Raw genomic sequence first — 24,129 nt, 5'->3', positions numbered from 1 at the left:
CGGTTTCAGCGTAAGCGGAACCAATGGCCGAGACCTACCCAACACCCCGTTTTGGAGCTCCCCGCGAGCCGAAATCCCCGGTGAATCCGGGTAGCCGGCTCGTGTCCATGTTCGACATCGCCACAGCCAGCCACGCCCGTGCGGTCGGCTTCCTTTTGGTTTGCGCGTTGCTGCTGTTCCTGCCGGGCTTCTTCACGATTCCACCGGTTGACCGGGACGAGGCGCGCTTTGCGCAAGCGACCAAGCAGATGGTCGAGAGCGGCGATTATATCGACATCCGCTTCCAGGAAGACGTCCGCTACAAGAAGCCGGCCGGCATCTACTGGCTGCAATCGGCCGCGGTCGAGACGGCATCGGCGCTCGGCCTGCCGCGGGCCGAATTGCGCATCTGGGTCTATCGGCTCCCCTCGCTGATCGGCGCGATCGGCGCCGTGCTCATGACCTACTGGACGGCGCTCGGCTTCGTCACGCGGCGCGCCGCGGTGCTTGCCGCGCTCCTGATGAGTGCCTCCGTGCTGCTCGGCGTCGAGGCACGGCTCGCGAAAACCGACGCGATGCTGCTGTTCTGCGTGGTCGCCGCCATGGGCGCGACGGCACGGGCCTATCTGTCGTGGCAGCGCGCCGAGGACGAGACGCATCCGCCCTGGAGCTGGCCCGCGATCTTCTGGACCGCGCTCGCCGTCGGCATCCTGATCAAGGGGCCGTTGATCCTGATGTTCGCCGGCCTGACCATCGTCGCGCTCGCGATCCAGGACCGCGATGCCTCCTGGCTGTGGAAGCTGCGTCCGCTCTGGGGCCTGATGTGGATGCTGGTGCTGGTGCTGCCCTGGTTCGTCGCGATCTTCTGGCGCGCGGGCGATGCCTTCTTTGCCGATTCCGTCGGTGGCGACATGCTGAGCAAGTTAGGCGCCCAGGAATCCCACGGCGCGCCGCCGGGACTGTATCTGGTGCTGTTCTGGATCACGTTCTGGCCCGGAGCGCCGCTGGCGGCGATGGCGGCGCCCGCAGTCTGGCGCGCGCGGCGCGAGCCCGGCGCGCAATTCCTGCTGGCCTGGCTGGTCCCGTCCTGGATCGTGTTCGAGGCGGTGCTGACCAAGCTGCCGCATTACGTGCTGCCGCTGTACCCTGCGATCGCGATCCTCACCGCCGGTGCGCTGGAGCGGCGCGTGCTGTCGTGGTCCTGGTTGATGCGCGGCTCGGCCTGGTGGTTCGCGATTCCGGTGGCCGGCTCGATCATCGCCGTTGTCGGCGCGGTGATGCTGACGCGCCAGCCGGCCTTCGTGGCCTGGCCGTTCATCGCGGCCTCGCTGATCTTCGGCCTGTTCGCCTGGTGGCTTCACGACAACAACCACGCCGAACGCTCGCTGCTCAACGCGCTGGTCGCAGCCCTGATGCTGGCGGTCGTGGTCTACGGCATCGTGCTGCCGTCGCTGACGCCGGTGTTTCCGAGCATCGAGGTCGCACGCGCACTTCGCAACGTCACCTGCGTCGGGCCGAAGGCGGCCGCGGCCGGCTATCACGAGCCGAGCCTCGTCTTCCTGACCGGCACGCAGACGCTGCTCACCGACGGTTCAGGCGCGGCGGATTTCCTGCGGCAGGGGAGCTGCCGTTTCGCGCTAGTCGAGCAACGTTCTGAGCGCGGCTTCGTGCAGCGCGCCGAGGCGATCGGGCTGCGTTACAAGGTTGGCACGCGCATCGACGGCTATAATTTCTCGCAAGGGCGCGCGATCTCGATCTCGATCTTCCGCTCGGAAGGCACCGAGTAGGATGCCGGCACCAACCGACATCGCGCCGCGCCCGAGCTATCCCGCGCAATTGCTCGCGGCGTCGGGGCGCGCCCTGGCGCAACTCGTGCGTACGCCCTCGCATTCGCGCCGCGCCGAGGCCGCACGAAAGCTGGCGCGGCATTCGCTATGGCTCAGCGCGGCCGGCGCAGCCCTGGTCATCGTGCTGATGCTCGCGTTCGATCAGACCGAGATCCAGCTGATGCCGGCGCGTGGCGCGCCCGGCCTGTGGCCGATCCGCATCCTCACCGATTTCGGCAAGGACGAGTATGTGCTCTCGGTGCTCGGGGGGGCGCTGGTGGTCCTGGCGCTGGTTGCAGCGGGATGGCACGGTACCCGCCGCACGTTACTGCTCGGCCTCGGCACGCGGCTGCAGTTCATGTTTCTCTCTGTTGCCCTGTCCGTATTCGTCGCCGAGATTCTGAAATATCTCATCGGTCGCGGACGTCCGTTCGTCGGCGGCAAGGCCAATCCGTTCAATTTCATCCCGTTCGAGGGGACGGGGGCCTATGCCAGCCTGCCGTCGAGTCATGCGGTGACGGCGTTCGCGCTGGCGTTTGCGGTCTCGGCGCTGTGGCCGCGCCTGCGCGTGTTCATGTTCACTTACGCAATCGTGATCCTGCTGACGCGGCTGGTGCTGCTCGCGCATCACCCGAGTGACGTGGTGGCCGGCGCCCTGGTCGGCATGGTCGGCGCCATGGCGGTGCGCTACTGGTTCGCGGCCCGCAGGCTCGGCTTTGCCATCCGTTCCGACGGCACCATTGTGCCGCTTGCAGGGGCGGTCTCGGGCCACCTCAAAAGGGTTGCCCACGGGGCATCCGCCCCATAAAAGCGGCTGCCTGCCGGGAGCGCCGGTTCCCGAGCCAAGCCCATTCCAACCACGAGCTTCGATTTGTCGTCCCAGCCTTCGGTTTCCATCGTCGTCCCCGTGCGCAACGAAGCCGACAATATCGCACCGCTGATCGCGGAGATCGGCACGGCGCTCGATGGCCGCTGGGCCTATGAGATCATCTACGTCAATGACGGCTCGACGGATACGACCGGCGACCGGCTCGCTGCCATCATGCAGCGGCGGGACAATCTGCGGCAGCTTCGTCATGCCAAATCGGGCGGTCAATCGGCGGCAGTGCGCAGCGGCGTGCGCGCCGCGCGCGGCGCCATCGTGGCGACGCTCGACGGCGACGGCCAGAACAATCCGGCTTTCCTGCCCGACCTGATCGCGGCGGTCGAGAAGGGTAGCAAGGTCGGACTGGCCGCGGGACAACGCGTCGGCCGCAAGGATACCGGCTTCAAGAAATTCCAGTCGCGCGTCGCCAACGGCGTTCGCAACGCGATCCTGAAGGACGGTACGCGCGACACCGGCTGCGGATTGAAGGCGTTCCGGCGCGAGGTGTTCCTGATGATGCCCTATTTCGACGGGCTGCATCGCTTCCTGCCGGCGCTGGTGCGCCGCGAGGGTTTTGAGATCGCCTATGTCGACGTGATCGACCGGCCGCGCCATTCCGGCGTGTCCAATTACGGTTTCTTCGACCGGCTGTGGATCGGCATCATGGATCTCGTGGGCGTGTGGTGGCTGATCCGCCGCAAGAAGCCGACGCCAGATGTGTCTGAGGTGCAAGCATGATCATCCAGTACGGTCAGGCGTTGAACAATTATCTCTATGACGTCTTCGTCGCCAAGTTCGATTTCTGGCTGGCGTTCGGCCTCGTCGCGCAGCTGTTCTTCACCGCGCGCTTCCTGGTGCAGTGGATCGCGAGCGAGCGCGCCGGCAACAGCGTCGTGCCGATGGCGTTCTGGTTCTGCTCGATGGGCGGCGGGCTGATGACGCTGGTCTATGGCGTCGTCAAGCGCGAACCGGTCATCATCCTCGGCCAGGCGCTCGCGACCATCATCTATATCCGCAACATCATGCTGATCATCAAGAACCGCGGCCGCGGCTCACAGACGCTGGAGCGCTGATCCGAGGCGACTAACGCGGAAGCGCCGACGCCGCACCTGCTGCGGGCAGGGCGGCGGTATCCGCCTCGTGCCTGCGATAAGGCTCGCCCGCCGCGTCGAGCACGGGATAGGCGACCGAGCAGATGTGCGAATGGATGCGGCGCAAATCGCGCAGCACGTCGAGATGCAGCGACGTGGTCTCGAGGGTCTCGGGGCGACCCTCGCGCAGGCGGTCGAGGTGGCGCTCGACTGCGGCAAGCTCGGTGTTGCGCAGCGCCGTCTTCTCGACCAGCAGCTTGCGCGCCTCGTTGGCGTCGCCCGACATGAAGATGCCGAAGGCGATGCGCAGCGAGTCCATCGTGCGCTTGTGGAAGGCGGCGAGCTCCTCGGCGCCCTCGGGCGAGAACTGAAAGCGGCGCTTGATCTTCTTGGTGGCGAGTTCGCTCAGACTCTTGTCGATGATGTCGCCGATATGTTCCAGATTGATGGCGAAGGAGATGATCTCCATCGCGCGCCGGCCCTCGCTCTCGTCGAGGCTGCCCCGCATCAATTTCGTCACGTAGAGCTTGATGGCTTCGTCGAGGCCGTCGACGACATTGTCCGACTTAGAGACCTGGTCGACCAGCGCGCGGTCGCCGGTCATCATCGCCGCCATCACCTTGCGCAGCATCACCTCGACGAAATCGCCCATGCGCAAGGCCTCACGCGCCGCGTCGGCGAGCGCCAGTGACGGCGTCTCCAGTGCCGATTCGTCGAGATAGCGCGGCCGGGCCGGATCGTCTTCCTTGACGCGATCGGGCAGCAGCCGGGTCAGGAGACGCGACATGGTATCGAGCAGGCCGATGAAGATGACGGCTGTGCCGACGTTGAAGGCGATGTGGAAGGCCGCCGTCATCTTGGCGAGATCCGGCTGCCAGGCATGCATGTGCTCGGCGATCGTGCCGAGGAACGGCAGTACCAGTGCAATCCCGATCACGCGGTTGACGAGATTGCCGACCGGCAGGCGGTAGCTCGCGGCATCGTCGCGCCTGGCGCCTTCGAACACGGGGTTGATGGCGCTGCCAAGATTGGCCCCTAACACCAGGGCCAGCGCCGCATAGGGCGTGATGAACTGCGAATACGCCAGCGACATGATCAGCAGCACGCTGGCGACGCTCGAATGTACCGCCCAGGTCACGAGCGCGGCGATGACGATGCAGAGCACGGGATCGCCCGTGATCGCCGACATCATGGCACGAACACCCGGCGCGTTCTCCGCGGGCGCCAGCGTGTCGAGCAGGATGTGCAGCGACAGCAGCATCAGTCCGAGGCCGATGAGGACACGGCCGATATCCTTGATCCTCGACCGCGGGCCGGCGCGGAAGGCGACGAGCCCGAACACGAACAGGACGGGTGCGGCGGCCGCGATATTGAACGACAGCACCTGCACGATCAGCGTCGTACCGACATTGGCCCCCAGCATGATGGCGAGCGCGGCGGCGACGCTCACGAGGCCTTCGGCCGCAAACGAGCTGGTGATCAGCGCGGTTGCCGTGCTGCTCTGGAGCAGGGCGGTGAGGCCGAGACCGGCGGCAAACGCGCTGAAGCGGTTGCTGAGCGCCTTGCCCAGCAGTCGCCGCAGGTCGGGGCCGAAGGCGCGCAAAATCCCGCTGTGGACCATGTGCAGGCCCCACAGCAGCAGCGCAACGCCGCCCATCAGATCGAGCAGAACCAACGTTCCCATACTCCGAGTCCGGATTAGAGTCGATCGGTGAGGCTAACGCCAAACGCCAGCGGATCAAACCCCTTGTTGGCGCATCAGCGTTAACGTTTGCGTCGGCTGCACGTTCCCCCGGCGCGGGTTGACGCGTCCGCCGGCGCGCGATTGCCGCGTCCCGAGGCGCGATGCCTTGTGAGCAGGCTCACATTGCTGCCTTGAGGGCAGCGAAGCCGCGATCGAGATCGGCCTTGAGGTCGTCGACGCTTTCGAGCCCGATGTGCAGACGCAGCGTCGGGCCGCCCGGCGACCATTTCGTGGCGGTGCGATAGGTGTCGCAATCGAAGGGAATCACCAGGCTCTCGAAGCCGCCCCAGGAGAAGCCCATGCCGAAGAGCTTGAGCGTGTCGAGCAAGGTGTCGACCGCCTTCTGCGGCGCCGGCTTCAAGACGATGCTGAACAGGCCAGACGCGCCGGTGAAATCGCGCTTCCAGATCGCATGGCCCGGATCGGTCTCTAACGCCGGATGCAGCACGCGGGCGACCTCGGGACGGCTCGCAAGCCAGCGCGCCATGTCGAGCCCGGAGCGATGATGCTGCGCCAGGCGCACCGACAGCGTGCGCAGGCCGCGCAGCGCCAGGAAGACGTCATCGGGACCGGCGCAGACGCCGAGCAGGCGGATGCCTTCGGCGATCTGCGGCCAGGCCTTGGCATTGGCCGAGATGGTGCCGAACATGATGTCGGAATGGCCGCCGATATATTTGGTGGCGGCCTGCATGCTGATGTCGACGCCCTGCTCGAGCGAGCGGTGATAGAGCGGCGTCGCCCAGGTGTTATCGTCGATGACGAGCGCGCCGCGGGCATGTGCGACCTCTGCGATGGCACGGATGTCCGGCATCTCGAACGATTGCGAGCCGGGCGCCTCGACCAGCACCGCGCTTGTGTTGGGCTTGAACAGCTTGTCGATGCCGGCGCCGATCATCGGATCGAAGTAGGTGGTCTCGATGCCGAAGCGGGTGAGCATGCCGTTGCAGAAATTGCGCGAGGGCCGATAGACGTTGTCGCAGACCAGAATGTGGTCGCCGGCCTTCAGCACCGAGAGCAGGGTGGTGGAGATCGCCGACAGCCCGGACGGCACGATGCCGACCCCGGCGCATTGCGGCCCCTCCAGCGCCATCAGGGTCTCCTGGAACGCTCGGGTGGTCGGCGTGCCGTGCCGGCCGTACTGGAACTCGCCGCGATGAGCATGCAGGTCCTCGGCGGTCGGATAGAGCACGGTCGAGCCGTGGAAGACCGGCGGGTTGACGAACCCCTTCTGCGCCTTGGTGTCGCGGCCGGAGGTGACCAGCCGGGTCTCGGCGTGTTGTTCGGAGGGGTGCGAGGAATCCATGCGTCTGCTTTCAAAACCGCGTTTCCGCTCGGCGCTCGGCGCCTGACGGGACGGCCGGGGGCCGCCCTCGTTAATAACAGAACACAGAAGAGTCCCGTCAACCCCTTGACCCGGCTCGCCAGTCGTTCTGAGATGCGTACGTGCTATTCAGTCGCTGCATGTTGAGGGGCCTGCCGCGAGCTTCGATCCATCGCCTGACCGGGCCTTGCGCCACAGCCATAACGGCGGGCGCCTTTCGGCGGGGATTAAGGTATGGGCCTCCCGGGATCGGCGAGTGATCGGCAAGGTTTTCCAGCATGATTCTTGGTTTTCCAGCATGACTCTTGCAAGGCTGGTCTTGATACGGCTAGCCCTGGCAGAGACGATCCCAAAGACAACGTTCCAGACCTTGAGACGACTTTGAAAGGCCTAAAGCCCATGAAACGCGTAACCTTGGCTCTCACTCTTGCTCTCGCCGCCGGCCTGACTGCCCAAGCCGCCGATGCGCAAACGCTCAAGACCATCAAGGACCGGGGCATGCTGTCCTGCGGCGTCAGCCAGGGTCTGCCCGGCTTCTCCTCGCCCGACGACAAGGGCAACTGGACCGGGCTTGACGTCGACGTCTGCCGCGCGATCGCCGGGGCGATCTTCAACGATCCGACCAAGGTCAAGTACGTGCCGCTCTCCGCCAAGGACCGCTTCACGGCGCTGCAATCCGGCGAAGTCGACGTGCTGTCGCGCAACACCACCTGGACCATCTCGCGCGACACCTCGCTCGGCGCCAACTTCACCGGCGTGACCTATTATGACGGGCAGGGCTTCATGGTGAAGAAGTCGCTCAAGGTGAATTCTGCGCTCGAGCTCAACAGCGCCTCGGTCTGCGTCCAGACCGGCACCACCACCGAGCAGAATCTCGCCGACTACTTCAAGGCCAACAACATGAAGTACGAGGTGATCGCATTCGGCACCAACGACGAAACGGTCAAGGCCTATGAGGCCGGACGCTGCGACGTCTTCACCACCGACCAGTCGGGCCTGTACGCCAACCGCCTGAAGCTTGCCAATCCCGGCGATCACATGGTGCTTCCGGAAATCATCTCGAAGGAGCCGCTCGGACCGATGGTGCGCCACGGCGACGACCAATGGTTCGACATCGTGAAATGGACGCTGTTTGCCATGATCACCGCCGAAGAGCTCGGCGTGACCGCGAAGAACGTCGACGAGAAGGCGAAGCTGGAAAATCCGGAGATGAAGCGCGTCCTCGGCACCGACGGCAATTTCGGTGAGCAGCTCGGCCTGACCAAGGACTGGGTGGTGCGCATCGTGAAAGCCGTCGGCAATTACGGCGAAGTGTTCGACCGCAACGTCGGCGCGGGCTCGCCGCTCGCCATCAATCGGGGTCTCAACAATCTCTGGAACAAGGGCGGTCTCCAGTACGCGCCGCCGATCCGCTGATCCCGCTTGACCCGCTGGCAGCGGCGATGGGCACCGAGGCTCGCAAACCGCCGCCCCAGATCGCGCTGAAGATCAGGCGCGTGCTGGGCGGCAAGACAGGCTGGAACGGCATCGCCGTCCAGTTTGCCTTTGCCGCGGTCCTGGGCTGGATTGCCTATGAAATCATCTCCAACGCCCGCGCCAACCTCGAGAACCAGCACATTGCCGCCGGCTTCGGCTTCCTCGGGAACAATGCCGGTTTCGATGTCAATCAGACACTGATCTCGTATACCGGCTCGGACACGTTCCTGCGCGTGTTCGTGGTCGGGCTTCTCAACACGCTCGTGGTCTCGGTGGTGGGCATCGTCTTTGCTACCCTGATCGGCTTCATCGTCGCGCTGTGCCGGCTGTCGCCCAACTGGCTCGTGGCGCGCGTCGGCGAGATCTATGTCGAGGTGATCCGCAACCTGCCGCTGCTATTCCAGATCCTGTTCTGGTACCTGGCGGTGCTCGCGGCCTTGCCCAATCCGCGGCAGAGCATTTCGCTGTTCGGCATCGCCTTCGTCAGCAATCGCGGCCTCGTCATTCCCCGCCCGATCGGCGAGAGCGGCTTCGAGGCGTTCCTGGCGGTGCTGGTATTCGGCATCGTGGCTTCGCTGGCGTTGCGCGTCTATGCGCGCCGGGCGCTGTTTCAGCGGGGACAGATGATCCGGATCTGGCCTTATGTGCTGGGCCTGCTGTTCGGGCTGCCGCTCGTCACCATGCTGATATCAGGTCTGCCCTTCACCTTCGAGTTGCCGCAGCTCAAGGGCTTCAATTTCGCGGGCGGCTCGCGGATCATCCCCGAGTTCGTGGCGCTGACATTGGCCTTGTCGACCTATACCGCCGCCTTCATCGCCGAGATCGTGCGCGCGGGCATCCTTTCCGTCCACAGCGGACAGATGGAAGCGGGATCGTCGCTGGGCCTGAGCCGCGGCACCACGCTTCGCCTGGTCGTCGTGCCGCAGGCGATGCGCGTCATCGTTCCGCCGCTGACCAACCAGTACCTCAATCTCACCAAGAATTCGTCGCTGGCCGTCGCGATCGGCTATCCTGACCTCGTCTCCGTGTTCGCCGGCACGTCGCTGAGCCAGACCGGGCAGGCCATCGAGATCATCGCCATGACGATGGGCGTCTATCTCCTGATCTCGCTGATCACCAGCGCCATCATGAGCGTCTACGGTTGGCGCGTCAGCCGGAGTCTCGGCGCATGAGCGATATCGCCTCGCCCAGCTTCGTCCGCCAGGACCTTCTCGATGAGCGCCCCGCGCCGGTGAAGACCACGGGCTTCATCGGCCTCGTGCGGACGCGCCTGTTCAACTCGCCGACCAACGTCCTGCTTACGATCATCGGCGCCTTGCTGCTCTGGTTCACCATCATTCCTTCCGTCAGGTTCCTGGTGGTCGATGCAGTCTGGACCGGCAAGGATCGCACGGCCTGCCTCGCAGAGAACGCCGGCTTTGCGGTCGGCGCCTGCTGGCCCTATATCCAGGCCAAGCTGCCGCAACTGATCTACGGCTTCTACCCCGAGGCCGAACGCTGGCGGGTCAACCTCACGCTCGTCCTGGCGGTGGTCCTGTTGTTGCCGTTGCTCATTCCGCGGTTGCCGTCGAAAGGCCTGAACGCCGGCCTGTTCTTCTTCGCGTTTCCAGTGGTTGCATTCTTTCTGCTGCACGGCGGCGGCATCAAGGGATTTGGCCTGAGTTCGACAGCCGACCTGCTGCAATTGTTCGACGACAGCATCATCGGCGCCGGGCAGGCTCTGCTCAGTCTCGGCAAGACGTCCGCTGCCGCGCCGCTGTTGTGGGTCGTCGGCAATTTCATCGTGCTTGTTGGTACTGCGATCTACTGGCTGATCTTTCCGCTGACCTGGCTGCGTGACCAGCTCCAGGGGACAGGCCAGTCGGTCTGGGTCGATTTCGCCATCACGGCCGCGATCGTCTCGCTGATCGCCTTCGTTCTCGGCGGCGGCGTTCGCACCGGCGTGCGGGCCCTGACATCCAGCATCGCGACCTTCGTCGCCATCGCGATCGTCATCGAGCTGATGGGGCTCGATCACGGCGGACTGCCGATCGTCACGACGAATTTATGGGGCGGGCTTCTGGTGACGCTGGTGGTCTCCGTCACCGGCATCGTCACCTCGCTGCCGATCGGCATTGCGCTGGCGCTTGGGCGACGCTCGACCATTCCGCTGATCCGGATATTCTCGATCGCCTTCATCGAGTTCTGGCGCGGCGTGCCGCTGATCACCGTGCTGTTCTTCGCCACCTACATGCTGCCGCTGTTCCTGCCCGGTAATTTCACGGTCGACGGCCTCGTCCGCGCGCTGATCGGCATCGCGCTGTTCACAGGCGCCTATCAGGCCGAGAACGTCCGCGGCGGGCTGGCCGCGATCCCGCGCGGGCAGGGCGAGGCGGCTGCGGCGCTGGGGCTGTCCTGGTGGAAGACGAGCTCGCTGATCGTGCTGCCGCAGGCGCTGCGCCACGTCATTCCGAACCTCGTCAACAGCTTCATTTCGCTGTTCAAGGACACTTCGCTGGTCTCGATCGTGGCGCTGTTCGATCTCCTGGGCTCGCTGCGGGCGTCGTTCTCGGACCCGAAATGGTCGTCGCCGTCGACCGCGTTCACCGGCTTTGCCTTCGCCGGGATCATCTACTTCATCTTCTGCTTTGGGATGTCGCGCTACTCGCTCTTCGTCGAACACCGCCTCAACGCTCACCGCCGCAACTGATTGAGCTCACCATGTCCGACTCCATCGTCAAGATTTCCGGCCTGAACAAATGGTACGGCGAGTTTCACGTACTGCGCGACATCGACCTCGAGGTCCGCAGGGGCGAGCGCATCGTGATCTGCGGCCCGTCAGGCTCGGGTAAGTCGACGCTGATCCGCTGTATCAACGCGCTGGAGGAATTCCAGGAGGGCGAGATCGTCGTTGACGGTATCGAGCTCGGGCCGAACCTCAAGCACGTCGACGCCGTGCGGCGCGAAGTCGGCATGGTGTTCCAAAGCTTCAACCTGTTCCCGCACCTGACCGTGCTGGACAATTGCACGCTGGCGCCGATCTGGGTGCGCAACATCCCCAAGAAGGACGCCGAGGAGGCGGCGATGAAGTTTCTGGAACGGGTCAAGATCCCGCACCAGGCCAACAAGTTTCCGGGGCAGATGTCCGGCGGTCAGCAGCAACGCGTCGCGATCGCCCGCGCGCTGACGATGAACCCGAAGGTGATGCTGTTCGACGAGCCGACCTCGGCGCTGGACCCCGAAATGGTCAAGGAGGTGCTCGATACCATGGTCGACCTCGCCGAGGAGGGCATGACCATGCTGGTCGTCACGCACGAGATGGGCTTTGCCCGCGAAGTCGCCAACCGCGTGGTGTTCATGGACGCCGGCCAGATCATCGAGGCCAACACGCCCAACGAGTTCTTCGCGGCCCCGCAGCACGCCCGCACAAAACTGTTCCTGAGCCAGATCCTGCGCTGAGCACCTGCGATCCGGTGGCCTTGTCGGTCTAACTGCCCCGCCAGCCTGGCACCATGCGAATCGGCTAGCCTCTTTTCGGGCCATCCTCCGGAGAGAGACTTTGCAGAGCAGCGCCGGCGCGCGCGCATTCCAGAACGCGCGATTGCAGAAGAAGTTGAAGAAGCAGGCGGACGCGGTCATGTCCGTCGCGGTTCAGGCGCTCGGACAAGGCAGATATGCGGAGGTTGAGACGCTCTGCCGTCAGATTCTGACGGAGGTTCCGGATCATTTCGACGCCGCACACCTGCTCGGCCTGCGCGCGTATGATGGCGGGCGGCTCGACGAGGCGCAACAGCTGCTCGAGCGCGCGATTGCGCTCGATCCGCGTTCGCCCGATGCCCATGGCAATCTCGGGGCCGTGTATTTCAATCTCCAAAAATTTCAGGACGCCCGCGCATGCCAGGAGAAGGCCATTGCGCTGAAGCCGAATTCTCCGATCGCTCTGACCAATCTCGGCAATACGCTGCTGCACATCGGCCTCGGCGAGCAGGCGATCGAACTGCACGAACGCGCTATCAGGCTGAAGCCGGACTATGCCGATGCATTCTGCAATCGCGGCATGGCGGAGCTGATCAAGGGCCAGTTCGAGCGCGCCAAGGAGAGTTTCGATCGCGCTCTGGTGTTTCAGCCGCGTCATGCGGAGGCGATCGCGGGCACGGGCATGGTGTGCATCGAGCTCCGGCATTACGAAGAGGCGGCCGCCGCCATCGCAGCAGGGCTCGCGATCAAGCCGGATTCACCGAAGATTCTCGCGCAGCGCGGTCGGCTCAATCTCGATCTGTCGCGGCTGGAGCAGGCGCTCGCTGACTTCGACGCGGCGCTGGCGCTTTCGCCAAGGCTCGAAGTGGCCTTGCAGGGAAAGGCGCAAGTCAACATTCTCAAGGGCAACACGGCGGAGGCGATGGCGGCCGTCCAGACATTGCTCGAGGGAAATCCGCGGTCCGACATCGGAATTGCGCTTCTGGCTTCCTGCTATGCGAGCCAGGGAGAGATCGCGACGGCGCTCGGGCATCTCGACGCTGGGCTGGCAATCGCGCCGGACTATGCGGACTTGATCGGGCGCAAGATCTTCCTTCTGGACTATCTCCCAGGCGCCGATTTTGCTGTCCAGCAGGCCGCGCGAAAACATTGGTGGGACGCGATCGGCGCCAAACTGCCGCAACGGGCGTTGTCGCCTCGTAAGCTCGATCCGGACAAGCGGATCTCGATCGGATATGTCGCGTCAGAATTCAGGAACCACTCGGCAGCGTTCGCTCTGTTACCGGTGCTGCGCCATCATGATCACGCCAGGTTCGAGATCGTCTGCTACTCGTGCTCGCCGTTACGAGACGAGATGACCGACAAATTCAGATCGACGGCGGACGTATGGGTCGACGCCTGGCAGTTTTCGGACGACGAACTGGCCGATCGCATCCAGGGCGACGGGATCGATATTCTGATCGACGTGTCCGGGCATTCGACCGGCAACAGGCTCCATGTCTTCGCCCGCAAGCCGGCCCCCATCCAGGTCACGGGATTCGGACACGCCACCGGTACCGGCCTTCAGACCATGGACCATGTGCTCGCGGATCCCATCTTCATTCCGCCCTCGGCGCGCCATCTGCTGGCCGAAAAGGTTCATGATCTGCCGTGCCTGATCACGATCGATCCCATCCTGGATGTGCCGCCTTCGGAGCCTCCGATGCTCCGCAACGGCTATGTAACCTTCGGCGTGTTCAACCGCATCTACAAGATCTCGGACGAGGCCATGAGCGTGTGGTCGACAGTGATGCGCGAGGTGACGGGTTCGAAGATCATCATCAAGCATACCCTGCTTGACGATCCCTTGCTGCGCGGCAAACTGGTCGCGCGTTTCGTGGCGCAGGGCGTTGCCGAGGAGAACATCGTCTGCCTGGGCTCGACCTCGCGCCATGAGCATCTGCTGGCCTTTGCGAACGTCGACATTTCGCTCGATCCGTTCCCGCAAAACGGCGGCGTCAGCACCTGGGAATCGCTCTATGGGGGCGTTCCGGTCGTCGCCAAGCTCGGCAACGGGGCCTCGTCGCGTGCCAGCGGGTCGATCGTGGCTGCCGTCGGTCTCGACGGCTGGGTCGCCGAGGACGACGACGGCTATGCGGCGATCGCATGCAAATATGCGGCGCAGCCCGCTCATCTGACGAAGTTGCGCGCCGAGTTGCCGGCTCGGATCGCGGCATCGCCCGCCGGCAATGTCGAACTCTACACGCGCGAGGTCGAAGCGGCTTACCGCCAGTTCTGGCGCGACTATTGTGGTTCCTGAACCAGATACTGCGCTGAGCCCCGGGAAATCCCGGGGGTATCACCGCGCCAGCCGACCGGCCGGCCGGGCTTGCGAATCAGTTAGACTCTTCCCGGGCGATCCTCCGGAGAGACACCTTGCAGAGCAGCGGCGGCGGCGCGCGCGCATTCCAGAACGCGCGATTGCAGAAGAAATTGATGAAGCAGGCGGACGCCGTCCTCTCCGCCGCTGCGGCCGCCTATGGCCAGGGCCGATATGCCGAGACCGAGACGCTCTGCAGTGAGATACTCAAAGCGCTTCCGGATCATGTCGATGCTACGCACCTGCTCGGCATGTGCGCGCATGACGGCCGGCGCCTGGAGGAGGCGCAAGAGCTGCTTGAGCGCGTGATTGCCATCGATCCCCGTTTGCACGATGCCCATAATAACCTCGCGACCGTGCATTTCGACCTCGGCAACTACGAGGAGGCGCAGCGGTGCCAGGAGAGGGCCATCGCGCTGAAACCGAATTTCGCGGTCGCGCTGACCAATCTCGGCAACACGCTGATGCATTTGGGGCTGTTCGGACAGGCAATCGATCTGCACGAGCGCGCAATCAAAGCCAAACCGGACTGTGCCGACGCGTTCTGCAATCGCGGCATGGTCGAGATGATGATTGGACAGTTCGCGCGCGCCAAGGACAGTTTCGATCGCGCCCTGCTGTTTCAGCCGCATCACGCGGAGGCAATCGTCGGCAAGGGCATGGTCAGCATGGAGCTTCGGCACCACGACGAGGCGGCGGCCAAGTTTGCCCTGGCGCTCGCGATCAAGCCCGGTTCGGCGAGAATCCTGGCCCAGCGCGGGCGGCTCCATTTCGAACTGTCGCGCCTGGACCAGGCGCTCGCGGATTTCGATGCGGCGCTTGCGATTTCGCCCAAGCTCGAACTGGCCCTCCGGGGCAAGGCACAGACCTGCCTCCTGCAGGGAAAGACCGCGCAGGCCATTGCGGCCGCCACGAGCTTGATCGAGCAAAATCCGCGCTCCGAGATCGGAGTGGCCCTGATGGGATTCGCTTATTCACACCAGGGAGAGATCGACACCGCGATCGAATATCTCGATGCCGCGCTGGCGATCAGACCGGACTATTCGGAAGCGATCAGGGGCAAGATCTTCTTGCAGGACTACCGCGCAGAGGCCGATTTCGTGGTCCAGCAGGCGGTGCGAAGAGATTGGTGGGACTTGATCGGCGCCAAGCTGCCGCGACGGGAACTGCCGAAGCGGCCGCTCGATCCCGAAAAGCGGATTGTGGTCGGCTATGTTGCCTCTGAATTCCAGCAACACTCGGCGGCGCTCACCTTGCTGCCGGTGTTGAATCATCATGATCACGCCAGATTTGAAATCATCTGCTATTACTGCTGGCCGACACAGGATGAGTACACCGCCAAGTTCAAGTCACTGGCGGACGTCTGGGTCGACGCCTGGCAGCTGTCGGACGACGAACTGGCCGATCGTATTCAGGCGGACAATGTCGATATCCTGATCGACGTTTCGGGGCACACGACCGGTAACAGGCTCCCTGTTTTCGCGCGGAAGCCTGCCCCCATCCAGGTCACGGGCTTCGGACACGCGACAGGCACGGGCCTTCAGACCATGGACTATGTGCTCGCGGATCCCATTTTCATTCCGCCCTCGGTTCGGCATTTGTTTGCCGAGAAAATCCACGATCTGCCGTGCCTGATCACGATTGAGCCGGTCTCGGATCTGCAGCCCTCCGAGCTTCCGATGCTTCGCAACGGCTACGTTACCTTCGGTGTGTTTAACCGCATCTACAAGATATCGGATGCTGCGATCCGTGTCTGGTCGCGCGTGATGCGAGAGGTGCCGGGATCCAAGATCATCCTCAAGCACGGTCTGCTCGACGATCCCTTGCTGCGCGATAGCCTGATCGCGCGTTTCGTGGCACTGGGCATTGCCGAAGAGAATATTACCTGCATGGGCTCGACCTCGCGCAACGACCATCTGCTGGCCTTTGCCAAGGTCGATATTTCCCTCGATACGTTCCCGCAGAATGGCGGCATCAGCACCTGGGAATCGCTCTACAAGGGCGTTCCAGTCGTAGCCAAGCTCGGTAACGGCGCCTCCTCGCGCGCCGGCGCCTCCATCGTGGCTGCCGTCGGTCTCGGCGACTGGGTCGCCGAGGATGACGAGGGCTATGCCGAGATCGCCTGCAGATATGCGGCGCAGCCCTCTCATCTGGCGAAGCTGCGTGCCGAGTTGCCGGCCCAGATCGCAGCTTCGCCGGCCGGCAATGTCGAAATCTACACGCGTGAGGTCGAGGCGGGCTATCGCCAGTTCTGGCGCGACTATTGTGCCGCCGCCTCCGAAGGCGGCGACGTTGCGTAGGCAGCCCGCACGAAGCTGTTCCTGAGCCAGTTCCTGCGCTGATAACCGGAAATCCCGGATGTTGCCGGGCCGGCTGACCGGCCGGTGACGCTTGCGAATCAGCTAGACTCTTCCCGGGCCATCCTCCGGAGAGATACCTTGCAGAGCAGCGGCGCCGGCGCGCGCGCATTCCAGAACGCGCGATTGCAGAAGAAATTGAAGAAGCAGGCGGACACCATCATCGCCGCTGCGGCGAGCGCCTATGGCCAGGGCCGATATGCGGAGACGGATGCTCTCTGCCGCCAGATCCTGCAAGCTGTGCCCGATCATTTCGACGCCACTCACCTGCTCGGCCTGTGCGTGCGTCATGGCGGGCGCATCGAGGAGGCGCGACAGCTGCTCGAGCGTGCGATCGCGATCGATCCGCGTTCGCACGAGGCCTATAACAATCTCGCGACCGTGCACCTGGACCTCAGGCAATTTGATGCAGCCCGCGCATGTCAGGAGAAGGCGATCGCGCTGAAGCCGAATTTCGTGCTGGCCCTCACCAGCCTTGGCAATACCTTGCTCCACTTGAGCCTGCCCGAACAGGCCATCGAACTGTACGATCGCGCCATTGCGCTGAAGCCGGACTTTGCCGACGCGCTTTGCAACCGTGGCATTGCCGAGCTGGCGCTGCACCGGTTCGACCGCGCCAAGCAAAGTTTCGATCGCGCCTTGTTGTTTCAGCCCCGTCACGCGGAAGCGCTCGTCGGCAAAGGCACGGTCAGCATTGACCTCAAGCACTACGATGAGGCGGAAGCCGCGCTCGCAGCGGCGCTCACGATCAGGCCCAATTCGGCCAAGGCCCTGGCACACCGCGGACGGCTCAATCTCGAGCTGTCGCGGTCGGAACGGGCGGCCGCGGATTTTGATGCAGCACTTGCGCTTTCGCCCAAGCTCGAGGTGGCCTTGGAAGGGAAGGCGAAAGTCTCGCTCAACGCAGGGAATACGGCGCAGGCGATCCTGGCCTGCACGACCTTGCTCGAGGAAAATCCGCGCTCCGCGATCGCGATGACGCTGCTGAGCGCCTGTTTTGCACAACAGGGTGAGATCGCATCCGCGATCGAACATCTCGACGCCGCGCTGGCAATGGCGCCTGATCATGCGGACCTGATCGCGCGGAAGATCTACTTTCTGGACTTTCTCTCCGATGCCGATTTCGCGGTCCAGCAGGCCGCGCGAAAACATTGGTGGGACGCGATCGGCGCCAGATTGCCGCAACGGAAGCTCTCACCCCGGCAGCTCGATCCGGACAGAAGGATCGTAATTGGATATGTCGCTGCCGAGTTCTGGTACCACTCGGCGGCGTTCGGCCTGCTGCCGGTGCTGCGCCATCATGATCACACCAGGTTCGAGATCGTTTGCTACTCGTGTTCGCCGTTACGAGACGAGATGACCGCCCAATTCAAGTCGACGGCGGACGTCTGGGTCGACGCCTGGCAGCTTTCGGACGACGAGCTGGCCGATCGCATTCAAGCCGACAAGGTCGATATCCTGATCGATGTCTCGGGGCATTCGACCGGGAACAGGCTCCCTGTTTTCGCGCGGAAGCCGGCTCCCGTCCAGGTCACCGGTTTCGGACATGCGACCGGGACCGGGCTTCAGACCATGGACTATTTGCTTGCGGATCCGATTTTCATTCCGCCGTCGGCGCGCCATCTGCTGGCCGAAAAGGTTCATGATCTGCCGTGTCTGATCACGACCGATCCGATCCTGGACGTGCCGCCTTCGGAGCTTCCCATGCTCCGCAACGGCTATGTGACTTTCGGCGTGTTCAACCGCATCTACAAGATCTCGGACGAGGCCATCCGCGTGTGGTCGAAAGTGATGCGAGCGGTGACCGGATCGAGGATCATCATCAAGCATACTCTGCTCGACGATCCCTTGCTGCGCGACAGCCTGGTCGCGCGGTTCGTGGCACGGGGCATTGCCGAAGAAAATGTCATCTGCCTGGGCTCGACCCCGCGTCATGAGCATCTGCTGGCGTTTGCGAATGTCGACATATCGCTCGATACGTTCCCGCAAAACGGTGGCGTCAGCACCTGGGAGTCGCTCTACGCGGGCGTGCCCGTCGTGGCCAAGCTCGGCAACGGCGCCTCGTCGCGCGCCGGCGGCTCGATCGTGGCTGCCGTCGGTCTCGACGACTGGGTCGCAGAGGACGACGACGGCTATGCCGCAATCGCCTGCCGATATGCGACACAGCCGGCGCATCTGGCGAAGTTGCGCGCGGAGTTGCCGGCTCGGATCGCGAGTTCGCCCGCCGGCAATGTCGAAATCTACACGCAAAGGGTCGAGGCGGGTTATCGCCAGTTCTGGGGCGACTATTGTGCCGCGGCTTCGAAGGTTGGCGAGGGCGCCTGACCCTGCCGTCCGCGGCGAAGCATCAAATCGCGCAGGCCAGCTTAGTCGTCCGGAAACCATGAGCTGGGGTACGGGCGCGCCGGTTCATGGCTCCGAAAGCTGTTTCTGTGCCTATGCGCCAAAAAGGTGCGCCAATGCTCGGTTTCGTCTGCGGCTTGAACGCCCGGCTCGGGCGGCTGCATTTCTTCCTCGCCTCGGTCGCGCTTGCGATCGTGATGACGGCGATCTGTTTTGCGATCGCAATGGCCGTGCTGCGCAGCACCTCGCCCAGTGCGATCCGGCCGGAAGACCTCACCAGGAGCTGGGCGATCATCGCTGCGATCGTCTTCTTCGGAGTGGCGACCTTCACGCTGCAATCGATGCGCATCCGCGACATCGGCTGGGATCCGGTCTGCGTGGTGCCGGCCTGGTTCGCGCTCATGATCGTCGATCATGTCGTCGCGGGCCGGTTTCCGGCCTGGGCGATCGGGCGGGAGCACCAGGCAACGGCGGTCGGCGCGCTCGTCAACCTCGCGCTGATGCTCGCGCTCATGTTCTGGCCGACCGGCGACAGCGAAGGCTCCTACGGCGCTCCCCTCCCGCCGCGCACGCGCGAGGTCAGGCCCTCGCTATCGAACGAGCGTCTCGCACGGGTGTCGCAGGGATCGTCGCGGTCGACCTGGGGCTAGACGAACGGTAGCTTGATGTTGCTGCGCTTCTCCAGCCATTCCGGCACCGGAAGGTTCTTGGCGCGCATGAAGTCCGCATTGAACAGCTTCGACTGGTAACGGCTGCCGGAATCGCAAAGCACGGTGACGATCGTCTTGCCCGGTCCGAGCTGCTTTGCAAGACGCATCGCGCCGGCAATATTGATGCCGGTGGAGCCGCCGAGACACAGGCCTTCGTGCTGGAGTAGTTCGTAGATCACCGTCACCGCTTCGGCATCGGGAATGAGATAGGCGTCATCGACCTTCGCGCTTTCGACGATTGCGGTCGCCCGGTTGAGGCCGATGCCTTCGGTGATCGAGCCGCCCGGCGTCGCCTTGGCATCGCCCGTTCTGAAATATTCATACATGCCGGCGCCATGCGGATCAGCGCAGGCGATCCTGACGTCCTTGCTCTTCTCTTTCAGATAGCGGCTGATGCCGGCCAGCGTGCCGCCGCTGCCGACCGAGCAGACGAAACCGTCGACCTTGCCGCCGGTTTGGTCCCAGATCTCGGGGCCGGTGGATTCGTAATGCGCCTTCGCATTGTCGAGGTTGTTCCATTGGTCGGCGAACAGCACGCCATTAGGCTCGGTCTTGCGCAGCTCGTCGGCGAGACGGCGGCCGACGTGCTGGTAGTTGTTCGGATTGGAATAGGGCAGGGCCGGCGATTCCAGGAGCTCGGCGCCGCACAGCTTCAAAAAGTCCTTCTTCTCCTGGCTCTGCGTTTCCGGAATCACGATCAGCGTACGGTAGCCGCGGGCGCTCGCGACGACCGCGAGCCCGATGCCCGTGTTGCCGGCCGTCGCTTCCACCACGAGGCCGCCCGGCTTGAGCTCGCCGCGTTTCTCCGCCTCCAGGATCATCCATTTGCCGGCGCGGTCCTTGACCGACTGGCCGGGATTCATGAACTCGGCCTTGCCCAGGATGGTGCATCCGGTCAGTTCGGAAGCACGCTTGAGCTTGATCAGCGGGGTGTTGCCGATGGCTTCGACAACGTCGTTTTTGATGGTCATGTCAGGGGAAATCACTGGCAAAGGGGTTGATCAGGTTGGCCAGAACCTAGTGCTTGGGAGGCAAAAGGGGAAGGCTTTTGCGCTGCGGCGAAACAAGCGGAAGTGCCCGCCGAAGCAGTGACATTTTTCCGTGCAGCAATCGCCGAGGATGAATGCTGGGCTACGTGGCGGGCTTCGGTAGGAGGATATGGCCGGTCTCTGCCTGGACATGGAAAATAACGGTCGTCGTCAGCACTCTCACGACCCATCCTCGCCTTTGGCCGGGACGCGCCGATGTCTGCGAGCGTGGATAACGTGCGGAAGGCGGCAGACATATCTGCGCGACGTATGCCTATTCGTTTTCGACAATCGACTTCGTGCGACTGGTCCGGCCTGGCTTCTGGACTGCGTTGAAGCCGCATCGCGAGCGGTGCGGGCGGATTGAGGGGATTGGCATCGGTGTGGCGGCAATATCACATGAAATCTTGGTAAGCTTGAACGCGGTCCGGAATGGCTTTGGAATTCAAGAAACACCTGCAGGACAGTGGCTTTTATATTTTCATAGTTTTGGAATCGTCGCATTTTGGCGGCCATCTCGCAACTGCGGGACTGTCCCGCTGTTCCGCGCCCGGCTAGGATGGGTGTCCGGTTCCGCAGAAGGCATCACCGCTGTGAACGAGTTATCCAGAGACCCCCGACTGTCCAGCCGCGAATCGGCTAATCCGTCGCGGTGGCGGCTCGATCTGCCCGGCGGGGGGTGGATGTGACACAGGATGTTCCTGCGATCGCCGTGTGGCGGTCTCCAGGTTCCGCGTCCCGGGCGCGCCGCGCGACGCGCTGGCTTGCAGTGCTTTGCCTCGCCGCCGGTTCGGGCGCTTGCGTGCTGACGCAGGATCTACCGGATCCGACGCTCGACGTTCCCACGCAGTACAAATACGCCGGCAAGGCCGATGCGCCGCCCACGCTGGATTGGTGGCGCGGCTTCCGCTCGGCGGAGCTGACGCAACTGATGGAGGAGGCGCACACCGTCAACCTCGACATCGCCGCCGCCGTCGCGCGCATCGTCCAGGCCGACGCTCAGGCGCGGCAAGCGGGCGCGGCACTGCTGCCGAGCCTGTCAGGGGGCGGGTCGGAGACCTATTCGCGCACCTCGGGCTCGTCGTCCTCCGGTCTCACCAATGGCGGCCGCGAGGTCGTCAACTACTCGGCCTCGCTCAGCGCGAGCTACCAGCTCGACTTCTGGGGCCAGAACCGCGATGCGCTGCAAACGGCCGAAGAGACCGCCAACGCCAACCGCTTCGACCGCGACGTCGTCACGCTGACGACGCTGGCAGGTGTCGCCAACGCCTATTTCCAGGTGCTGGCCTCGCAGGACCGCCTTCGCACCGCCCAGCGCAACATTGCGAGCGCCCAGCGCATCCTCGATGCCATCCGCGAGCGCCGCAAGGCCGGCACCGGCACCGATCTCGACGTCGCACAGCAGGAGAGCGTGCTCGCCAACCAGAAGGCGCTGGTGCCGCCGTTGCGGCAGACGCTGGACCAGAACGTCAACGCGCTCGCGGTGCTGGTGTCGCGGCCGCCGGAGAGCGTGCGTGTGCTCGGCGGCTCCCTGAACAACATCGCGATCCCGCGCGTCACGCCCGGCCTGCCGTCGGAGCTTCTGACGCAGCGGCCGGATATTCGACGTCAGGAGGCGCAGCTTGCCTCGGCCACCGCGAACATCGGCAATGCCCGTGCGCAGTTCTTTCCGACCATCCAGCTCACCGGCAATGGCGGCTATCAGAGTTCAGCGCTGGTGTCGCTGTTCCAGCCGCATGCGGCGTTCTTCCAGCTCGTCGGCAGCGCGGCGCAGCCGATCTTCGACGGCGGCAAGATCCTCGGCAATTTCGAATTTGCCAAGGCGCGGCAGGACGAATTGCTCCAGACCTACCGCAAGACCATCATCCAGTCGTTTGCCGATGTCGACAATGCGCTGTTCTCGATCAAGCAGACTACGATCAAGCTGCAATTGCAGCGTGATGTCCTGACCGCCTCGCGCCGCGCGTTCGATCTCTCCGAGCAGCAATTGCGCGCCGGCACTGCCGACATCGTGACCGTGCTCAATACCCAACTGACCCTGTTTCAGGCGGAAGACGCGCTGTCGCAGGCGCAACTTGCCCGGCTTCTTGCTATCGTCAGCCTGTATCAGGCGCTCGGCGGCGGCTGGGAGCCGAGGATGGAGAAACCGGTCAATGCTCTTTAAGCCGGACACGAAGCAAGGCGCGAAAGAAGGGACGGCGAAAAAGTCGCGCGGCCGCGGCTTCGTCATGACCCTGATCACGCTCGCGATCCTCGGCGGGCTTGGCTATCTCGGCTGGACCGCTACGCATCAGCAGCCGCAGGCGAACAACCGCAACCAGCGGCCCGATCTGCCGGTGCCGGTGCTGGCGGCGAGCCCGCGAGTCCAGGACGTTCCTGTCTATCTCGACGGCGTCGGCGCGATCCGCGCACTCAACACCGTGACCGTGCGCTCGCAGGTCGACGGCAAGCTGATCGCGGTCAACTTCACGGAAGGCCAGGAGGTCAAGAAGGGCGACGTGCTTGGCGAGATCGACCCGGCGCTCTATCAGGCGACGTATGACCAGGTCGTTGCCAAGAAGGCGCAGGACCAGGCCCAGCTCGCCAACCAGCGTATCGACCTCACACGCTACGAGCAGTTGGCTGCGTCCAACGCCGGCTCCAAGCAGCAAGCCGACACCCAGCGCGCACTGGTCGCACAGACCGAGGCGCTGGTGAAGGCCGACCAGGCCGCGATCGACAATGCAGCGGCGACGCTGAGCTACACCAAGATCGTGGCGCCGCTCTCGGGTCGAGCCGGCCTGCGCCAGGTCGACCAGGGCAACATCATCCACGCCTCCGACATCACGGGCCTCGTCGTCATCACGCAATTGCAGCCGATCGCGGTGTGGTTCAGCCTGCCGCAACAGCAGATCATGCGGGTCAACGCGGCCGCGTCGAAGGGCACGCTTGCGGTCGACGTATTCGGCAATGACGGCATCACCGTGATCGACAGCGGCAAGCTCACAGGCATCGACAACCAGGTCGATCAGACCACCGGCACGCTCAAGCTCAAGGCCGAATTCCCCAACGCCAATTACCAGGTCTGGCCGGGCCAGTTCGTCAATGTCCGCCTCAAGGTCGAGACCTTGATGCAGGCACTGGTGGTGCCGACCTCGGCCGTGCAGCGCGGACCGATCGGCACCTTCAGCTATGTCATCAGCGAGGACAATGTCGTCTCGGCCAAGCCCGTGACGGTGACACAGCAGAACGAGCATGACGCCGTCATTGCGAGCGGCCTGTCGGCGACCGACAAGGTCGTCACCACGGGCTTTGCCAATCTGTCCGACGGCTCCAAGGTGGTCATCGGCCGCGACGACCAGACCCCGTCGGCCGATCTCGCACCGCGCAAGCGCTCGCGCGGGCCGGATGGTCAGAAGAAGGATGGTGCAAAAGACGGCCAGAAGGACGGACAAGGCAAGGACGGCGAGTTTCGCGCCAAGCGGAAGAGCAGCGAAGGCGACCAGAAGGGCCAGACCGGACCGGCACCAGGGCCGGGAGCATCGGGAAGTGGAGCCAAGCAGCCATGATCCCGACAACAGCCGCCTGAGCGGCA

17 protein-coding genes are annotated in these 24,129 nt (G+C 64.1%); 14 read left to right on the top strand and 3 right to left on the bottom strand.

Annotated features, from left to right (window positions below; genetic code table 11):
• The first annotated feature begins 23 nt into the window (after positions 1-23).
• From IVA74_RS39710 to IVA74_RS39695, 4 genes are all read left to right on the top strand, one after another.
• Positions 24-1,766: a glycosyltransferase family 39 protein gene (locus IVA74_RS39710; protein ID WP_247353469.1), complete on the top strand. Its 1,743-nt coding sequence runs from the start codon at positions 24-26 to the stop codon at positions 1,764-1,766.
• A 1-nt stretch (position 1,767) separates the two neighbouring features.
• On the top strand, positions 1,768-2,613 hold the full coding sequence (locus tag IVA74_RS39705) for a phosphatase PAP2 family protein (RefSeq protein WP_247353467.1): 846 nt from the start codon (positions 1,768-1,770) through the stop codon (positions 2,611-2,613).
• A gap of 63 nt (positions 2,614-2,676) precedes the next feature.
• Positions 2,677-3,408 (top strand): glycosyltransferase family 2 protein, encoded by a 732-nt coding sequence (locus tag IVA74_RS39700; protein ID WP_247353465.1) that lies wholly within the window; start codon positions 2,677-2,679, stop codon positions 3,406-3,408.
• Positions 3,405-3,743, top strand: coding sequence for a lipid-A-disaccharide synthase N-terminal domain-containing protein (locus IVA74_RS39695; RefSeq protein WP_247353463.1), 339 nt, complete (start codon positions 3,405-3,407; stop codon positions 3,741-3,743). The genes IVA74_RS39700 and IVA74_RS39695 overlap by 4 nt, the downstream gene beginning before the upstream one ends.
• A gap of 10 nt (positions 3,744-3,753) precedes the next feature.
• Here IVA74_RS39695 and IVA74_RS39690 read toward each other — a convergent pair whose 3' ends face one another.
• The gene (locus IVA74_RS39690) at positions 3,754-5,445 is read right to left on the bottom strand and encodes a Na/Pi cotransporter family protein (protein ID WP_247353461.1); all 1,692 of its coding nucleotides are present in this window, start codon (positions 5,443-5,445) and stop codon (positions 3,754-3,756) included.
• Positions 5,446-5,623: 178 nt separating this feature from the next.
• Positions 5,624-6,808, bottom strand: a complete 1,185-nt coding sequence (gene metC, locus IVA74_RS39685) for a cystathionine beta-lyase (RefSeq protein ID WP_247353459.1) — start codon at positions 6,806-6,808, stop codon at positions 5,624-5,626.
• Between the two features lie 417 nt (positions 6,809-7,225).
• Between metC and IVA74_RS39680 the strand changes: the two genes are divergently transcribed.
• The 8 genes from IVA74_RS39680 to IVA74_RS39645 all read left to right on the top strand — a co-directional run bounded on the left by IVA74_RS39680 (position 7,226) and on the right by IVA74_RS39645 (position 19,467).
• Positions 7,226-8,242, top strand: coding sequence for an amino acid ABC transporter substrate-binding protein (locus IVA74_RS39680; RefSeq protein ID WP_247353457.1), 1,017 nt, complete (start codon positions 7,226-7,228; stop codon positions 8,240-8,242).
• A 26-nt stretch (positions 8,243-8,268) separates the two neighbouring features.
• Complete coding sequence (locus IVA74_RS39675; RefSeq protein WP_247353455.1) at positions 8,269-9,474, top strand: ABC transporter permease subunit; 1,206 nt, start codon at positions 8,269-8,271, stop codon at positions 9,472-9,474.
• On the top strand, positions 9,471-10,991 hold the full coding sequence (locus IVA74_RS39670) for an amino acid ABC transporter permease (RefSeq protein WP_247353454.1): 1,521 nt from the start codon (positions 9,471-9,473) through the stop codon (positions 10,989-10,991). Before IVA74_RS39675 ends, IVA74_RS39670 begins: the two co-directional genes overlap by 4 nt.
• Before the next feature lie 11 nt (positions 10,992-11,002).
• Positions 11,003-11,740, top strand: a complete 738-nt coding sequence (locus tag IVA74_RS39665; RefSeq protein ID WP_247353452.1) for an amino acid ABC transporter ATP-binding protein — start codon at positions 11,003-11,005, stop codon at positions 11,738-11,740.
• A 100-nt stretch (positions 11,741-11,840) separates the two neighbouring features.
• Positions 11,841-14,057 (top strand): tetratricopeptide repeat protein, encoded by a 2,217-nt coding sequence (locus tag IVA74_RS39660; RefSeq protein ID WP_247353450.1) that lies wholly within the window; start codon positions 11,841-11,843, stop codon positions 14,055-14,057.
• Between the two features lie 116 nt (positions 14,058-14,173).
• Positions 14,174-16,417, top strand: coding sequence for a tetratricopeptide repeat protein (locus IVA74_RS39655; protein ID WP_247353449.1), 2,244 nt, complete (start codon positions 14,174-14,176; stop codon positions 16,415-16,417).
• Positions 16,418-16,555: 138 nt separating this feature from the next.
• On the top strand, positions 16,556-18,799 hold the full coding sequence (locus IVA74_RS39650; RefSeq protein WP_247353447.1) for a glycosyltransferase family 41 protein: 2,244 nt from the start codon (positions 16,556-16,558) through the stop codon (positions 18,797-18,799).
• A gap of 134 nt (positions 18,800-18,933) precedes the next feature.
• Positions 18,934-19,467, top strand: a complete 534-nt coding sequence (locus tag IVA74_RS39645; RefSeq protein ID WP_247353445.1) for a DUF805 domain-containing protein — start codon at positions 18,934-18,936, stop codon at positions 19,465-19,467.
• Here the strand turns inward: IVA74_RS39645 and IVA74_RS39640 are convergent.
• Complete coding sequence (locus tag IVA74_RS39640; RefSeq protein ID WP_247353443.1) at positions 19,464-20,498, bottom strand: cysteine synthase A; 1,035 nt, start codon at positions 20,496-20,498, stop codon at positions 19,464-19,466. The genes IVA74_RS39645 and IVA74_RS39640 overlap by 4 nt on opposite strands.
• Before the next feature lie 736 nt (positions 20,499-21,234).
• Here IVA74_RS39640 and IVA74_RS39635 point away from each other — a divergent pair.
• Together IVA74_RS39635 and IVA74_RS39630 are read left to right on the top strand one after the other, a co-directional pair.
• Positions 21,235-22,719, top strand: a complete 1,485-nt coding sequence (locus IVA74_RS39635; protein WP_247353441.1) for an efflux transporter outer membrane subunit — start codon at positions 21,235-21,237, stop codon at positions 22,717-22,719.
• Positions 22,709-24,103 (top strand): efflux RND transporter periplasmic adaptor subunit, encoded by a 1,395-nt coding sequence (locus IVA74_RS39630; RefSeq protein WP_247353439.1) that lies wholly within the window; start codon positions 22,709-22,711, stop codon positions 24,101-24,103. The genes IVA74_RS39635 and IVA74_RS39630 overlap by 11 nt, the downstream gene beginning before the upstream one ends.
• The last annotated feature ends 26 nt before the right edge of the window (positions 24,104-24,129 follow it).

The organism is Bradyrhizobium sp. 132, from assembly GCF_023074185.1.
Taxonomy (GTDB): Bacteria; Pseudomonadota; Alphaproteobacteria; order Rhizobiales; family Xanthobacteraceae; genus Bradyrhizobium.
This window is presented reverse-complemented; position numbering and strand designations above follow the sequence as displayed.

What these genes read in the sequence shown, in the direction of transcription:
- IVA74_RS39710 (WP_247353469.1), top strand. Translation starts at nt 24, where the DNA reads ATGGCCGAGACCTACCCAACACCCCGTTTTGGAGCTCCCCGCGAGCCG.
- IVA74_RS39705 (WP_247353467.1), top strand. Translation starts at nt 1,768, where the DNA reads ATGCCGGCACCAACCGACATCGCGCCGCGCCCGAGCTATCCCGCGCAA.
- IVA74_RS39695 (WP_247353463.1), top strand. Translation starts at nt 3,405, where the DNA reads ATGATCATCCAGTACGGTCAGGCGTTGAACAATTATCTCTATGACGTC.
- IVA74_RS39690 (WP_247353461.1), bottom strand. Translation starts at nt 5,445, where the DNA reads ATGGGAACGTTGGTTCTGCTCGATCTGATGGGCGGCGTTGCGCTGCTG.
- metC (WP_247353459.1), bottom strand. Translation starts at nt 6,808, where the DNA reads ATGGATTCCTCGCACCCCTCCGAACAACACGCCGAGACCCGGCTGGTC.
- IVA74_RS39680 (WP_247353457.1), top strand. Translation starts at nt 7,226, where the DNA reads ATGAAACGCGTAACCTTGGCTCTCACTCTTGCTCTCGCCGCCGGCCTG.
- IVA74_RS39675 (WP_247353455.1), top strand. Translation starts at nt 8,269, where the DNA reads ATGGGCACCGAGGCTCGCAAACCGCCGCCCCAGATCGCGCTGAAGATC.
- IVA74_RS39670 (WP_247353454.1), top strand. Translation starts at nt 9,471, where the DNA reads ATGAGCGATATCGCCTCGCCCAGCTTCGTCCGCCAGGACCTTCTCGAT.
- IVA74_RS39665 (WP_247353452.1), top strand. Translation starts at nt 11,003, where the DNA reads ATGTCCGACTCCATCGTCAAGATTTCCGGCCTGAACAAATGGTACGGC.
- IVA74_RS39645 (WP_247353445.1), top strand. Translation starts at nt 18,934, where the DNA reads ATGCTCGGTTTCGTCTGCGGCTTGAACGCCCGGCTCGGGCGGCTGCAT.
- IVA74_RS39640 (WP_247353443.1), bottom strand. Translation starts at nt 20,498, where the DNA reads ATGACCATCAAAAACGACGTTGTCGAAGCCATCGGCAACACCCCGCTG.
- IVA74_RS39630 (WP_247353439.1), top strand. Translation starts at nt 22,709, where the DNA reads ATGCTCTTTAAGCCGGACACGAAGCAAGGCGCGAAAGAAGGGACGGCG.